13 protein-coding genes, 1 pseudogene and 1 riboswitch are annotated in these 15,137 nt (G+C 37.6%); of the genes and pseudogenes, 10 read left to right on the top strand and 4 right to left on the bottom strand.

The annotated features are described in order from the left end of the window. Positions 1–160: 160 nt before the first annotated feature. From N178_RS13345 to ptsP, 9 genes and pseudogenes are all read left to right on the top strand, one after another. Positions 161–1,195, top strand: a complete 1,035-nt coding sequence (locus N178_RS13345) for a YkvI family membrane protein (protein ID WP_237758468.1) — start codon at positions 161–163, stop codon at positions 1,193–1,195. Between the two features lie 107 nt (positions 1,196–1,302). Then, positions 1,303–1,453: riboswitch (FMN riboswitch) on the top strand. Positions 1,454–1,731: 278 nt separating this feature from the next. Next, positions 1,732–2,391, top strand: coding sequence for a riboflavin synthase (ribE, locus tag N178_RS13335; RefSeq protein WP_045292769.1), 660 nt, complete (start codon positions 1,732–1,734; stop codon positions 2,389–2,391). Between the two features lie 16 nt (positions 2,392–2,407). Further along, a complete protein-coding gene (locus N178_RS13330; protein WP_045292767.1) occupies positions 2,408–3,601 on the top strand; it encodes a bifunctional 3,4-dihydroxy-2-butanone-4-phosphate synthase/GTP cyclohydrolase II in 1,194 nt (397 codons plus the stop codon). 91 nt (positions 3,602–3,692) lie between these two features. After that, positions 3,693–4,163 carry a 6,7-dimethyl-8-ribityllumazine synthase gene (gene ribH, locus N178_RS13325; RefSeq protein ID WP_013056007.1) on the top strand — a complete coding sequence of 157 codons (471 nt, stop codon included), beginning with the start codon at positions 3,693–3,695 and terminating at the stop codon, positions 4,161–4,163. A gap of 438 nt (positions 4,164–4,601) precedes the next feature. Beyond that, positions 4,602–5,474 carry a hypothetical protein gene (locus N178_RS13315; protein ID WP_045292766.1) on the top strand — a complete coding sequence of 291 codons (873 nt, stop codon included), beginning with the start codon at positions 4,602–4,604 and terminating at the stop codon, positions 5,472–5,474. 131 nt (positions 5,475–5,605) lie between these two features. Further along, a complete protein-coding gene (gene glcT / locus N178_RS13310) occupies positions 5,606–6,454 on the top strand; it encodes a glucose PTS transporter transcription antiterminator GlcT (protein ID WP_013056009.1) in 849 nt (282 codons plus the stop codon). A gap of 270 nt (positions 6,455–6,724) precedes the next feature. Further along, positions 6,725–8,780: pseudogene (ptsG, locus tag N178_RS13305) on the top strand (glucose-specific PTS transporter subunit IIBC). An 18-nt stretch (positions 8,781–8,798) separates the two neighbouring features. Then, positions 8,799–9,065 carry a phosphocarrier protein HPr gene (locus N178_RS13300; RefSeq protein WP_013056011.1) on the top strand — a complete coding sequence of 89 codons (267 nt, stop codon included), beginning with the start codon at positions 8,799–8,801 and terminating at the stop codon, positions 9,063–9,065. Then, positions 9,065–10,786: a phosphoenolpyruvate--protein phosphotransferase gene (ptsP, locus tag N178_RS13295; RefSeq protein WP_045292764.1), complete on the top strand. Its 1,722-nt coding sequence runs from the start codon at positions 9,065–9,067 to the stop codon at positions 10,784–10,786. The genes N178_RS13300 and ptsP overlap by 1 nt, the downstream gene beginning before the upstream one ends. A gap of 42 nt (positions 10,787–10,828) precedes the next feature. Here the strand turns inward: ptsP and N178_RS13290 are convergent, their stop codons facing one another. The 3 genes from N178_RS13290 to N178_RS13280 all read right to left on the bottom strand — a co-directional run bounded on the left by N178_RS13290 (position 10,829) and on the right by N178_RS13280 (position 13,272). Next, entirely contained in the window at positions 10,829–11,515 is a 687-nt protein-coding gene (locus tag N178_RS13290; protein ID WP_045292763.1) for an LrgB family protein, read from the bottom strand. Next, positions 11,512–11,880: a CidA/LrgA family holin-like protein gene (locus N178_RS13285; protein ID WP_013082263.1), complete on the bottom strand. Its 369-nt coding sequence runs from the start codon at positions 11,878–11,880 to the stop codon at positions 11,512–11,514. Before N178_RS13285 ends, N178_RS13290 begins: the two co-directional genes overlap by 4 nt. Positions 11,881–12,396: 516 nt before the next feature. Further along, positions 12,397–13,272 (bottom strand): LysR family transcriptional regulator, encoded by an 876-nt coding sequence (locus tag N178_RS13280; RefSeq protein WP_045292761.1) that lies wholly within the window; start codon positions 13,270–13,272, stop codon positions 12,397–12,399. A gap of 241 nt (positions 13,273–13,513) precedes the next feature. On the opposite strand from N178_RS13280, the gene N178_RS13275 reads away from it, so the two are divergent. After that, complete coding sequence (locus tag N178_RS13275) at positions 13,514–14,290, top strand: hypothetical protein (protein ID WP_045292759.1); 777 nt, start codon at positions 13,514–13,516, stop codon at positions 14,288–14,290. A 17-nt stretch (positions 14,291–14,307) separates the two neighbouring features. Here the strand turns inward: N178_RS13275 and N178_RS13270 are convergent, their stop codons facing one another. After that, on the bottom strand, positions 14,308–15,003 hold the full coding sequence (locus tag N178_RS13270) for a GNAT family N-acetyltransferase (protein ID WP_045292757.1): 696 nt from the start codon (positions 15,001–15,003) through the stop codon (positions 14,308–14,310). Positions 15,004–15,137 lie beyond the last annotated feature (134 nt).

The following is a 15,137-nucleotide window of genomic DNA, read 5'->3' as shown; positions in this document are numbered from 1 at the left end:
TAAGGAGTTTTTTGTGAGAAATACAAAAAGAAAATGAAAAATAAAAATAAACGAAAAGGCACCAGCGCTGGGAGATGCGTCGATTTACACGTAAAAAGGCTCGTCTTTTTTTTATCGCTTCTACATATAGTGAACTATGAAGGGTAGAAGGGTGATGGGCATGAAAAGGTGGAAACTCACGCTGCAGGTTGCTGCTACGTATGTAGGCACCGTTGTAGGAGCCGGTTTTGCAACAGGCAAGGAAATCGTTCAATTTTTTACACAGTACGGGGAACTTGGAATGGTTGGAATTTTGGTCAGCGGTTTGTTTTTTATTTGGCTAGGTTCGAAAATGATGCTGCTTTCACATGCAATTGGGGCTTCTTCTTATCAGCAGCTTAATACATATTTATTTGGTGATGTGCTTGGAAAAGTTGTAAACGGTGTAATGATTGTCATTTTATTTGGAGTAACCTCAGTCATGCTAGCGAGTACGGGGGCAATAGGAAAGGAACAGTTCGGGCTGTGGCCTCCTGTTGGGATGATTTTTACAATTGTTTTAACTTATATATTTATCGCAAGGGGAATTAACGGTATTTTAATGGTTAATTCTCTTGTTGTCCCGATGATGCTTTCATTTGCTTTTATCATTTTTGTGCCAAATATCAGCTATTTCTCACTGATTCAAACGAAGCCGGATTTAACGCTCGTCACACAGTGGAAGTGGGCGGTTAGTCCCTTTTTATACATTTCCCTAAATCTAGCTTTGGCTCAGGCCGTTTTGGTTCCATTAGGAAGTTCCGTGAAAGATAGGAGCGTGATTAAAAAAGGGGCCGTAATAGGAGGATGCGTACTTACGTTTATGCTTGTTTCTACTCATCTTGCCCTTTCCAATTTGCCTTATTCATTTCAACTTGATATTCCGATGAGTGCCGTTGTTAAAAATATCTCAGCGTGGGTGAATGTTTTATTTACGGTAGTTGTGTTAGGCGAGATTTTTACTACATTGATTGGAAATGTATTTGGAATCGCTAAGCAGCTTCAGTCCTTTCTTCCCTTGAATGATAAACAAGCTTTTGCGTTTATTATCTTGGCTTGCTTTATTATTGGACAATTCGGATATGCCCAGCTTCTTGGGCTTCTGTATCCAATATTTGGCTATATTGGACTAGCTTTTGTATGGATGCTATGTATTAAAAAAGAAAAAATAAGCTAAAAGCTGGATTTTAAAGAACAGATGTGAAAAAACGAAGTTAAATGATGTGACAAGTCGATTTTACTTTGCTATAATGTAAAACAAATAAGACTATAGCAGTCGAATATATTATCCTTCGGGGTCGGGTGTAAGTCCCAACCGGCGGTGATAAAGCGTATGCTTTTAAGCCCGTGACCCGTTTTCATACGATGTATGTTAGCGGTGGATCTAGTTAAAATCTAGAGCCGACAGTAAAAGTCTGGATGGGAGAAGGATCAGGAAGCACAGTTGTTTTTTTGTGTTGTATTAATAAGGGACAGGTTTGCCTTTTTTAAAGCTACCCTTGTTTTCATACACAAAACATAACTGTTTATTTCGTATACAATTAGCGGAATTTTGCATAGATAAAACTGATTCAGCTCAGCCGACCCCTTGGACATTTGTTCAAGGGGCTTTTTTATTTTCAGTGGTTGGGGGAAAGATAAATATGAAAAAAAAGCAGCTGCTATTTCAAAACGGCATAAGAAGTTGGAATAGCGCCAAAGCAGGTGAAGAAAATGTTCACAGGTATTATTGAAGAAATTGGGAAGATAAAACGTATTCAAAAGGCTACAGAAGCAATCGTTCTTACGATTGATGCGAAGACCGTGTTAGAAGATGTGAACTTAGGGGACAGTATTTCAGTTAACGGCGTTTGTTTAACCGTAACGGCTTACTCTGAAAATGAATTTACGGTCGACGTCATGCCGGAGACGATTAAAGCAAGTACCCTTCAGCTTCTAACCGTTGGATCACGTGTTAACTTAGAACGGGCGATGGCTGCAAATGGCCGGTTTGGGGGGCATTTCGTTAGCGGACACGTTGATGGAATTGGAACCATTGTAAGCAAAACACGTAAAGGAAATGCCTTTTATTACGAAATTCAAGTTGACCCTGAACTTCGTGAATTTATGATGTTAAAAGGATCTGTTTCTGTAGATGGAACAAGTCTTACTATTTTTGATGTCAGCAACCAATCATTTACTATTTCTCTTATTCCTCATACGGTGCTTCACACGGTAGTAGGAGACAAACAGCGAGGAGACAAGGTGAATATTGAATGCGATATGCTAGCTAAATATATGCATCAGATGATGACGAATAAGTCAACTCCCGGCGCCTCGAATCGTTCAGGTAATATGAAAGATTTATTGCAACAGCATGGTTTTACAAATTAACAGTGAGGTGAAAGAGATGTTTCATAAAGTAGAAGAAGCCATTGAAGAGTTAAAAAAGGGAAAAGTGGTTATTGTATGCGATGATGAAGATCGAGAAAACGAAGGAGATTTTATTGCATTAGCCGAAAAAACGACGCCTGAGGTTATTAACTTTATGGCTACTCATGGAAGAGGATTAATTTGTACACCTGTTAATGAAGAAATTGCGCATAAATTGAATCTTCACCCGATGGTAGCGAACAACACGGATGTACATGGAACAGCATTTACAGTAAGTATTGATCATATTTCAAGTACAACAGGTATCAGTGCATACGAACGCTCTGCTACCGTTATGGCTCTTGTAAATGAAGCAACGGTAGCAAGTGATTTTCAACGCCCAGGACATATTTTCCCATTGATTGCAAAAGACGGGGGCGTTCTGCAGCGTGCGGGTCATACAGAGGCTGCTGTTGATTTAGCAGTGTTAGCAGGAGGGAAACCTGCGGGTGTTATTTGTGAAATCATGAATGAAGATGGAACAATGGCACGCGTACCGGATTTAACAAAGATTGCAGAGCAATTTGATTTAAAAATGATCACAATAAAAGATTTGATTGCCTACCGCCGCAAACATGACCAGCTGATTAGCCGTGAAATAGAAGTGAGCTTACCTACGGCATTTGGTGATTTTAAGGCTGTAGGATATACAAATAAACTTGATAATAAAGAACATGTGGCTCTTATCAAAGGTGATATTGATCATAATAGCCCCGTTCTCGTTCGCGTTCACTCCGAGTGTTTGACTGGAGATGTGTTTGGCTCTGAGCGCTGTGACTGCGGTCCTCAGCTTCACGCGGCTCTTACGCAAATTGAAGAAGAAGGACGCGGCATTCTGCTGTATATGCGTCAAGAGGGCAGAGGCATTGGCTTGTTAAATAAGCTAAGAGCTTATAAGCTGCAGGAAGAAGGATACGATACCGTAGAAGCGAATGAAAAGCTCGGGTTTGCTGCGGATTTACGAGAGTATGGAATCGGTGCTCAAATCTTAAAAGACCTTGGAGTCAAACAAATGAAGCTTTTAACGAACAATCCTCGTAAAATTACTGGGCTAAAAGGCTACGATCTTGAAGTGGTAGAGCGAGTGCCTCTTCAAATGCCGGCAGTGGATGCCAATAAAAAATACTTAGATACAAAAGCTAAAAAACTAGGTCATTTATTACATTTATAAGTTTACACTTTTTTTCTTTATAACAAATGAAGCTAATTCATGAAAAGAAATGTAAATAACTATATATTACTACTAGCAGGAGGAACAAGAGATGAATCATTTATATGAAGGAAATTTAGTAGGCACAGGATTAAAAATCGGAATCGTGGTAGGGCGTTTTAATGAATTTATTACAGGCCGTTTACTTAGTGGAGCAGAAGATGCGCTCAAACGTCACGGTGTAGCTGATGAAGATGTAGACGTGGCTTGGGTGCCGGGCGCTTATGAAATTCCATTAATCGCTAAAAAATTAGCTGAATCTAAAAAATATGATGCGGTTATTACGCTAGGAACGGTTATTCGAGGAGCTACTCCACACTTCGATTTTGTATGTAATGAAGTGGCAAAAGGCGTTGCATCTCAAAGCTTACAAACAGGCGTGCCAATTATCTTTGGTGTATTAACAACTGAAACAATTGAGCAAGCAATTGAACGTGCAGGAACAAAAGCAGGAAATAAAGGATGGGAAGCTGCAGCATCAGCTATCGAAATGGCTAACCTTTCAAAAATGATTGAAGGATAATAGATACCATTCCATTTTTTGTGAGTTGAAGAGTTAAAAGAGGCTAAAACAAAAGTATGTTAGTTGGAAGATCCGAACGATGAATCGTTCGGATTTTTTCATTAGTAGGGTGAACGTAGGTTTCATGTATATAGTGGCTTCTAACTGTAGATTAAAGGGTAAGGCAAAGACTCCTGAGGGAAAAGCGGAAGAAGTGTGACCTCGCAGAAGCGTAAGCGACGAGGAGGCTCGGCGTCCGCCTGCGGAAAGCGAAGACTTGCGCAGAAATCAACTGCAGTGCAGCAAGCGATCCATACTATCTCATGTCTCCCGTTTGTTCGTCTTTAGATTGGATTGATGTAGTATGTCTCAATCTCTTTTGAATAGAAGTTAGCCATGTATAATTTGGCTAAAACGTCTTACTCTAAGTAATAATTAGGTCGTAAAAGGGAGACGTCTATGCCTCATTATACTGCTTTTTTTGCATTGATTATTATTAGCACAGCCGTTTTGCTTGCAGTATTCATACGTAAAAAGGATAAAAAGCTAGTCGTTTTGCTTTTTTTTATCATTGGAATGGCTTATGTACTAGAGTATGTTGTATTTGTGCTGTTTGAAAGTTACGAGTACGATCCTGATTTTATGACCAATGAATATTTTGATAATTTGTTTGGGTCCTTAACTTCTCAAACGTTTGCTTTTCCAATCATGGCTACGGTGGTAGCTGCTTATCAATTAAAATTTCGCTATATTTTAATCATTTCAGCTATGTTTATGGGGATTGAAGAATTATTTTTACACTGGGATATTTATACACATCACTGGTGGAAAACAATTTATACAGGCGTTTTAATGACCATCGGCTTTAGTATTTCAAAGATTTGGTATGTATGGCTAACAGAACGTTACATGACATTTGTGCATTACGCTACATTTTTTCTCGGAATGCTCGCCATTACTTCTACTATTATGTTTATGCTGTTAGCATATTTTCATAATAATTGGTTTTATACGGGATGGTTTGCATCGGCTACTCATGATTCCGTAAACGCAACAATGATTTATGTTTGTATAGTTACAATTCTCCTTGTTTGGAGTGTAGTCAACGAATTTTTTATTGGAGCTGGAATGATTATAGCAGGGCTGCGTATAGTAGATATTTTGCTGATTCACTATGGGGTTTTGCTGGTATCTATTACCACTTCACTTGTTTTTTTTACGCTTTTACAAGCGGGTATATTCATTCTGAGCGTTATGCTTCAACATTTTATTATGAAAAATTGTTATGGCACGAGTAAAAAAGACATTGCGTTTCCAGCGAAGAACTACTAAGATAATACGTAACTCAAATAGTTTAGTTCAATAATGTTTGAAACAAAGAAAAATGAATTGACGGTTATGCGTATTATTTGTAAGATAGGAAAGCAAATAATAGAAAGCCGAAACAGGGGAGTGAAGGATTCGTGAAAGAGTCCTTTTTTGTAGAAAAGGTACTTAATAATAACGTATTAATTGCTAAACACCTTACCTATGATGAAGTTGTGCTAATTGGGAAAGGAATAGGGTTCAATAAGAAAAAAGGCGATGAAATCGATGCAAAAGCCGTGGAGAAAATGTTTTTGTTAAAGAGTGAAGAAGAGCAAGAACAGTACAAGCAGCTTTTAGCTCAGGTGGATGAAGATGTAATTGAAATGATGAATGATATTGTAACGCACATTCAAAAACGCGTTAATATTCCTTTGAATGAGCATATACACATTTCATTGACGGATCATATTGCGTTTGCGATAAAACGTTTTCAGCAGGGAATGGGACTTAAAAATCCATTTTTACTTGAAACAAAAGCTTTATATCCAGAGGAATATACGATCGCATCTGAAGTAGTAGAAATTATTAGTCGCAAAATAGGCGTTCAGCTTCCGGTAGGAGAGATTGGATTTATTGCGCTTCATATCCATAGTGCGCTGACTGAAAAAAACCTGCTGGAAGTGAATCAAGACTCGCAGCTTATTCAAACAATTATTAATGTGATTGAAGAATCGCTTCATCTGCAGGTAGATAAAGAATCTGTGCACTATATGAGATTGATTCGTCATTTGCATTTTGCTATTGATCGAGTAAAAACAGGAGAAAAAATAGAAGAGCCAAAAAAAATCGCTTTGCTATTGAAAGAAGAATATCCCCTGTGTTACAATGTGTCTTGGAAAGTGATAAAAGTAATGCAGCAAGCGTTACATTTACCTGTGTATGAAGCAGAAGCAGTTTACTTAACGATGCATCTGCAGCGACTTATAACAAAAACGGATTTATAAAATCATTTCAATACGTGTTACTGATACGATCAGGCATGAGTGAGAAATGAAGCGATGTGTAATTGGATGAGTGTATCCATTTATCGTTTCTTTTTCCTCATGCCTTTTTTTGTTATAAGAAAGCGTAATCATTGAAAGCTTCGCCTCAGGACACCAGGAGATGTAATGAGTTTTCTAGTTAAAGAAAGCGTTTTATGAAAGCGCGTTAATGATTCACGTATCAAATAAATAGCTTGTTGCACACTAAATATATAAAAGGAGGTAAGCGCCGTGTTTAAAAAACTTTTTGGAGTATTACAAAAAGTCGGAAAAGCGCTTATGTTACCGGTTGCGATTTTACCGGCAGCAGGGATTTTACTTGGAGTAGGGACAGCGCTTCAAAACCCTACATTGTTGGATGCAGTACCGGCACTTGGTGCAGACTGGGTTCAATTGGTTTCAAATGTTTTGTCGCAAGCGGGTCAAATTGTATTTGACAACTTATCGCTATTGTTTGCCGTTGGTGTTGCCGTTGGTTTAGCCGGTGGTGACGGTGTAGCAGGTATTGCTGCAATCGTAGGCTACTTAATTATGAACAAAACGATGAGCACAATCTTAGTTGCTACAGGACAACTAGATCCTGACAAAATGGGTGCCAATCCAGCTTACACTAGCATCTTAGGAATTCCTACGTTAGCTACAGGTGTATTTGGGGGTATCATAGTAGGTATTTTAGCTTCATCCATGTATAATCGTTATTTCAATATTGAATTACCATCTTATTTAGGGTTCTTTGCAGGAAAACGATTTGTACCAATCATTACTGGGGTATTTTCAATTATTTTAGGTGTTATTATGATTTTCATTTGGCCGCCAATTCAAAGTGGATTAAATGCTTTCTCTACTAACATGATTGATGCAAACCCAACTTTATCAGCGTTTGTATTTGGATTGATTGAACGTTCATTAATTCCATTTGGACTTCATCACATCTTCTACTCTCCGTTCTGGTTTGAGTTTGGTGATTACGTTAATAAAGCAGGTCAGCATATTCACGGTGACCAAAAGATTTTCTTTGCTCAATTAGCAGATGGCGTGCCTTTAACAGCAGGAACATTCCAAGTTGGTAAATTCCCGTTCATGATGTTCGGATTGCCAGCAGCCGCTCTTGCGATTTATCATGAAGCTCGTCCTGAAAACAAAAAATAATGTGGCTGGTATCATGGGTTCAGCTGCTTTAACATCTTTCTTAACGGGTATTACAGAGCCGCTTGAGTTCTCATTCTTATTCGTAGCGCCAGTATTATTTGCAATTCACGCAGTATTTGCTGGTTTATCATTTATGGTTATGCAGTTATTACATGTTAAAATCGGTATGACATTCTCGGGTGGGGTTATCGATTACGTTCTATTTGGAGTTATGCAAAATCGTACAGCATGGTGGCTAGTTATTCCAGTAGGTTTAGTTCTAGCAGTTATCTACTACTTCGGTTTCCGCTTTGCAATCCGTAAATTTAACTTAAAAACACCGGGTCGTGAAGATAAAGAAGAAGGAGAAGAAGATGTAAAAGTAGAAGCAGCAGAGCTTCCGACAAATATTTTAGCTGCACTTGGCGGTAGAGAAAACATTACACATTTAGATGCTTGTATTACGCGTTTGCGTGTATCAGTAGATGATGTAGGTAACGTTGATAAAAACCGTTTGAAAAAACTTGGAGCAGCTGGTGTTCTTGAAGTTGGTAACAATATTCAAGCTATTTTCGGTCCAAAATCTGACACGTTAAAAGGTCAAATTCAAGACATTATGAATGGCAAAACACCGGTTGTCACAAAAGAAGAGACAAAAACAATTGAAAAACCTGTTGCAACATCTGAAGTAGGAAGCGATAATGGTAATGATATTGTTTCACCGATTGAGGGAGAATTGGTACCTTTATCGGAAGTACCAGATCAGGTATTTTCACAAAAATTAATGGGTGACGGTTTTGCAATTATTCCGAAAACAGGCACAGTAGTTGCACCAGTGGACGGAAAAATAGTAAACTTATTCCCGACGAAACATGCTTTAGGTATTGAATCAACGACTGGACGTGAAATTTTAATTCACGTTGGTATTGATACAGTTAATTTAAAAGGCGAAGGTTTTGAAGCTTTAGTTGCCCAAGGCGATGAAGTGAAAAAAGGACAGCCTCTATTGAAAATTGATTTAGACTTTGTAAAAGAAAATGCGCCATCGACGATTACGCCGATCATTTTCACGAATTTACAAGCTGATGAAAAAATTGATATCTTAAAGCAGGGCCAAGTTTCTCAACAAGAAGCAAATATTATTAACATTTCAAAGTAAAAAGGAGATTGATTTAACATGGCACAAAAAACATTTACAGTAACAGCAGACTCAGGAATTCACGCACGTCCAGCAACAACTTTAGTACAAGCAGCAAGCAAATTTGATTCTGATATCAACTTAGAATTCAACGGTAAAACTGTAAACTTAAAATCAATCATGGGCGTTATGTCTTTAGGTATTCAAAAAGGCGCTACAATCACTATCTCTGCAGAAGGTTCTGATGAAGCAGATGCACTTGCTGCTCTTGAAGATACAATGAGCAAAGAAGGATTAGGCGAATAATGACAAAGGAAATTCAAGGCATTGCCGCTTCTAGCGGCATTGCTATTGCTAAAGCATTTCGTCTAGAAAATCCAGAATTAACCGTTGAAAAAAAATCAGTAACCGAAGTTGAAGCAGAAGTAGCACGTCTAGAAGCTGCACTAGAAAAATCAAAATCAGAACTTGAAATTATTAGAGAGCACGCTCGTAAAGAACTTGGAGATGACAAAGCAGAAATCTTTGAAGCTCACTTATTAGTTCTAAGCGATCCTGAACTTATTAATCCAATTAAAGATAAAATTACAAATGAAAATGTAAACGCTGAACATGCACTTGATGAAGTAGCGGCAATGTTTATTAATATGTTTGAGTCAATGGACAATGAATATATGAAAGAACGTGCTGCTGATATCCGCGACGTAACAAAGCGTGTATTAGCTCATCTTTTAGGTGTAAACGTTTCAAATCCAAGCTTAATCTCAGAAGAAGTTGTCATTATCGCAGAAGATTTAACGCCGTCTGATACAGCACAGTTAAATCGTAAGTTCGTAAAAGGATTTACAACAGATATTGGCGGACGTACTTCTCACTCAGCAATTATGGCGCGTTCAATGGAGATCCCAGCTGTTGTAGGTACAAAAACAGTTATGGAAGATATTCAAAACGGCGTATTAGTAATTGTTGATGGTTTAGATGGCGAAGTTATCGTTGATCCAAGCGAAGAAACAGTAAAAGCTTACGAGAAAAAAGCCGCTGAGTATGCAGAACAAAAAGCTGAATGGGCTAAGCTTGTAAATGAAAAAACGGTTTCAGCTGATGATCATCACGTTGAACTTGCAGCTAACATTGGTACACCGGAAGATGTAAAAGGCGTATTAGAAAACGGCGGCGAAGGCGTTGGTCTTTATCGTACAGAATTCTTATATATGGGCCGCGAAGAGCTTCCGACGGAAGAAGAGCAGTTTACTTCTTATAAAACAGTTCTTGAACGTATGGAAGGCAAACCAGTGGTTGTTCGTACTCTTGACATTGGTGGAGATAAAGAGCTTCCTTATTTAAATCTACCAAAAGAAATGAACCCATTCTTAGGATTCCGTGCCATTCGCTTATGTCTAGAGATGCAAGACATGTTCCGTACACAGCTTCGTGCGCTTCTGCGTGCAAGCGTATACGGTAATCTGAAAATTATGTTTCCTATGATTGCTACTGTTGATGAGTTCCGTCAAGCAAAAGCTATTCTTTTAGAAGAAAAAGCAAAACTTCAACAAGAAGGCGTACAAGTTTCGGAAGACATCGAAGTAGGGATGATGGTAGAGATTCCTTCTTCAGCGGTAATCGCAGATTTATTTGCTAAAGAAGTAGATTTCTTCTCTATCGGAACAAACGATTTAATTCAATACACGCTTGCTGCTGACCGCATGAATGAGCGCGTGTCTTATTTATATCAACCGTATAACCCAGCGATTCTTCGCTTAGTGAATATGGTAATCAAAGCGGCTCACAAAGAAGGTAAGTGGGTAGGCATGTGCGGAGAGATGGCAGGAGATGAGATTGCAATTCCAATTCTTTTAGGCTTAGGCTTAGATGAATTCTCAATGAGTGCAACATCTATCCTGAAAGCTCGTTCTCAAATCCGTCAATTATCAAAAGCTGATATCGAACCTCATTTAGATACAATTCTATCAATGTCTTCTACAGAAGAAGTTATTGAGTTCGTAAAATCAACTTTTCATATTGGATAATAAAAAGGTGTGATCATATATGATCACACCTTTTTTTATCTTTTAAGCGAAAATAGTAGGCAGAAGCATATTTGCGAACAGCATTGTAAGAAGTGCTGCTACGATCATGCCAAGGCTAGAAAAAGTACCTTCAATTTTTCCAAATTCAAAAGCTCTTGCTGTACCTGTCCCATGAGAAGCTACTCCTAAAAGAAGACCTCTTGCTAAAGAAGAGTGCAGTGCGAGGAGCTTAATTAGTTTTGGCGCAACCATACATCCTACTACACCGGTTATAATCACAAACATGATGGTAATATTCGGATCGCCTCCTAGCGTCTGAGATACATTAACGGCAATAGGAATCGTAACCGATCTTGGGATCAAGCTATGAACCAGCGTTGATTGTAAATGAAACACTAATGCTAATAGCATGGAAGAAATCATGGCAGCAAACGTTCCAAGCCCTACGCTTAAGCTGATTTCAACACGATGTTTTTTGAGTAAATCAAAATATTTAAACATAGGAACAGCAAAAGCAACGGTTGCTGGTCCAAGCATAAAGCTAATCGCACTGGCACCTTGCTTATAATGATCATAAGAGCCATTCGTTACTAATAAGATGCCAATTAAAAGAATGGGGGCTAGTAAAATAGGGGAAACTAGCATAGACTTATATTTTTTATAGAGCACTTTTGTGCCGATATAAACGAGCAGTGTAAGCGGAAGAGCAATCCATGTGAGTAATGTCATTTTAGCGAACCTTCCTTTCTTCTTGAAATATGTTCTGCAATGATTCCTGTTATAGACATCACAATAATCGTACTGATTGTGATAATAATCACAATCTGGATTCCAAAATGCATCAATACATCTCCATAATTGATGAGTCCAACGACGGCTGGTATGAAAAATAATAATAGTTCTCCCACTAACAGTGTTCCACCTTGTTCAACCCAGCTTAATTTAATTACTTTAAAATACAGTAAGAAAAACAGTAAGAAAAATCCGATGATACTACCTGGCACTGGGAGGTCAAACCACTGTGAAATACTTTCTCCTATTAAAAACAGAGCCGTTAGTAATAAAATCTGTAAAATCACCATAATCAATTTCATGATTAGCCTCCTTTATTTATGTTTTTATTCATTCATTCCTAGTTTGTTGAGACAATAATGGAGTCGTCTATGCTGAAAAGACGACTCCATCATGGGAAAAGAGAAACTATTTGGATTTTGCAAATGGGGATACAACTTAAGTAAATGAATGCTACACACTTATCTTACAAAAAAACGACTATAATATGAAATATATAATAACTATGATAACTATTCTTTTTAGTTATAGTTGTAAGAAATCTCTTTACAAATGCGTTGGTAACCTTTTCAAAAAAGAGTTTGTGAAATATAAGGTCTAATTATTTAATAAAAGGCAATCAAAAAAAGAGATGGAGACATGCCTGCATTCATTCAATCTAAAGACGAACCGATTGGATAAATGATTTAGTGTGAATGACTTGTTACATTGCTACATATATGAAACCTACGTTCACCGCCATGAAAAAATCCGAATGAGTTTGATTCTCCATCAAACTCGTTCGGATTTTTAATAAAACTACTTTTGTCTCAGCTTTGTTAAACTGTACTTTTAATATAATCAATAAAAGCCTGTGTAGCATAAGAGATATAGCGATCTTTTTTAACGATTAAAGCAATTTCCCATGGAATAGCATTCTCGAGATTAATTACTTTCATATGCTCCAAATCAAGCTTTTCACATAATGAATAAGGGAAAAGAGCAATGCCGAGATTAGCAGCGACCAGCTCTCCAATGAAGTCCCACTGAGAGCTTTTAAAAGCAATATTAGGCGTAAATCCATTTTTTAAACATTCGTTATAGACCATTTCATGCATGGTGAAGTCTTCATGAAAGGAAATAAGCGTTTCGTCTTTTAACTCTTTTAATGAAATCGTAGAATGCTGAGCCAACGGATGAGATTTATGCACAACAAGCTGCAGCGTTTCTCGGGCTAAAGGAGTCGTAAAAAACATATTTTCATCAACTGGAAGTAAAACTACCCCCACATCCACTTCTCCTTGTTCCACAAATTTTTGCATTCGTTTAGCGCCATATTCCACTAATTGAATATCAATCTCAGGGTATTGCTCTCGAAATGCTTTAATAATAGTAGGAAAAAACAATGTACCAATAATAGGGGGAATGCCTATTTTGATGGTTCCTCTTTTTAAATGCATTAAATCATAGAGGGAATCCGATAAATCTCGGAGAGAAGATAAAATGCTTTCAGCTTGCTCGTACACAATCATTCCTGCATCGGTAAGCTGCACTTGTTTGCCAGCGCGATCAAACAAAGGTGTGCCGAGCTCTTCTTCTAATGATTTAACCATTTTACTGAGGGAAGGTTGAGAAATATGCAGCGCTTCAGAAGCTCTTGTGAAATTTTTATGTTTAGCCACTTCTGTTAAGTAATGCAAATGGCGAACATCCATTTTGTATACCTCCGTGTTCATACATGCTAATTAATAAGATACACACATTCTACCACATTCATAAACAGCTCTATACCTTTCTTTCATATCAACTGAAATGATCAGTAGAAGAGGTAGTGAATACGAAAGAAATTGCCAACAATATATATTTACACATTGTTTATTTTAGAAGTATAATATATAAATCAGTAGAACGGTTACATATCGATCACAGAATCAATCAATAAGGTGGTTAGAACGGTTGAGTAAAGCAGATGAAATAAGAGATATCGTTTATATTAATGGCCATGTAAATAAAAAATGCTTTATTACATATGGAATTGAATTTAAAGAGTTTTATCATTCCCTTCCTACGCCGCTTGCAAATATATTATTGTTAAAGCACGGTTTTGAAGACAGTGATTACCATTACCAAACCCATATGGACTACGTAGAAGAAGAACAAATTCATCTTTTAGCAGAGGATGATGTTTATAATTATGGCGATTTTTGTTGGATTGATTTTGAGGATATATCTTCGTTGGATTTGTTAGAACCTCAAGATATTGCAGCTCTGCTGTATTTAGGTCATTTAAAAAAACCGCTCAATTCGCCATTTAATAATAAACTGGGTAATCAATTTGTTTATTTAGCTCATGATGATGGATTTTATAACAAAATCTATTTTCGAGACGTGTATGATATGAAGCATATTTTAAGCCGAATCATTCCGTTAAAAATGTCAGAAATTAAGCAAAAAAGATTTGTATTTAGAAGGAAGAAGTTAGAATATCCGATTTTGCCGCTTGTTTTGGCCAATACTCTTCTTACTTTAACAAATGACGGTTTGTTTATTGATTTCGAACATATGGTGCAATCCCGTAAAGATATTAAAATTCCTTTGTATACAATCGGTGATTTTGACGATATGAATGAAATGTATAATGATCGGTTTGAGCACAAAGAGATGAGTAAATTGCAGGCGCATCTTGTTCTGACTCATAAAGAATTAGAGTGGAGCATTGAAGAAGTTCAATAATCTAAAAAGAGGCTGGGCTAAAATACTTTTGTCTCAGCCTCTTTTTGAATAGCCTTATAAAATGGATTTTTCCATTCCATTAGTACGGCGTAGTTGTGTGAATCTTCATCTTCAATATAATTTGCTGCAAGGCCAATAGGCGTTCTGCCACAGCGCATCAAAAAGGTCATAACGGGATCGTAGAGAGTTCCAGCTGATACAAGGTTCATGTATTCAACGGGCGTGTACAAGGAAGACACTGGTGCGTATCCAGGGATGCGGCACCCGCCGAGCAGCCTTTCTAACTTGTAATGAATCACAACTTCATATAAAGACTGCAAAAGCAGTTTCCCGAGCCCCATCGATCGATGCGAAGGAGTGACGCACACGTCTACTACATAAAGCGTATTACCAGAAGGGTCGTGCGTATGAATATATCCGCTTCCTGTTACTTCATCCCAGGTGTGAGCCGCATTTCCTTCCACTGAAACAATCGCGCTTGTGATAGATCCGCATATTGTCCCGTCTATCTCCACGCATAGCGCTCCATCCTGAAAAAGGGAAACATGGTTATTTAACTGATCTTTGCTCCATAATAATTCCGAAGGGAAAGGAGGGGGAAAACTTTCTTCTTGAATCCGAATCAACTCATCGAAGTCATTCGATGTATATGATCGTACCGTACATATTACAGGCTTATTTTGATGAAAGACAAAGCATTGCTTTTTATACACTGCTTTTTTGCCTCCTTTAAGAAATAATTTTCAGATAATTAAGTATACCATATGGAGAAAAGAAATTATTTCATATTTATTGAAGAATTTGACGAGAACGTGATAAAGTTAAAAAGATTCGAACTATTAGACGA

Source organism: Priestia aryabhattai B8W22, from assembly GCF_000956595.1.
In the GTDB taxonomy this organism is placed as follows: Bacteria; Bacillota; Bacilli; order Bacillales; family Bacillaceae_H; genus Priestia; species Priestia aryabhattai.
Note: the sequence above shows the minus strand (reverse complement) of the source record. Positions and strands in the feature narration are given on the sequence as shown.

Bases quoted from the DNA above. Each gene is read 5' to 3' on its own strand.
- N178_RS13280 (WP_045292761.1), bottom strand. From the start codon at position 13,272: ATGGATGTTCGCCATTTGCATTACTTAACAGAAGTGGCTAAACATAAA.
- N178_RS13315 (WP_045292766.1), top strand. From the start codon at position 4,602: ATGCCTCATTATACTGCTTTTTTTGCATTGATTATTATTAGCACAGCC.
- N178_RS13290 (WP_045292763.1), bottom strand. From the start codon at position 11,515: ATGACATTACTCACATGGATTGCTCTTCCGCTTACACTGCTCGTTTAT.
- N178_RS13285 (WP_013082263.1), bottom strand. From the start codon at position 11,880: ATGAAATTGATTATGGTGATTTTACAGATTTTATTACTAACGGCTCTG.
- N178_RS13330 (WP_045292767.1), top strand. From the start codon at position 2,408: ATGTTTCATAAAGTAGAAGAAGCCATTGAAGAGTTAAAAAAGGGAAAA.
- N178_RS13300 (WP_013056011.1), top strand. From the start codon at position 8,799: ATGGCACAAAAAACATTTACAGTAACAGCAGACTCAGGAATTCACGCA.
- N178_RS13345 (WP_237758468.1), top strand. From the start codon at position 161: ATGAAAAGGTGGAAACTCACGCTGCAGGTTGCTGCTACGTATGTAGGC.
- ribE (WP_045292769.1), top strand. From the start codon at position 1,732: ATGTTCACAGGTATTATTGAAGAAATTGGGAAGATAAAACGTATTCAA.
- ribH (WP_013056007.1), top strand. From the start codon at position 3,693: ATGAATCATTTATATGAAGGAAATTTAGTAGGCACAGGATTAAAAATC.
- ptsP (WP_045292764.1), top strand. From the start codon at position 9,065: ATGACAAAGGAAATTCAAGGCATTGCCGCTTCTAGCGGCATTGCTATT.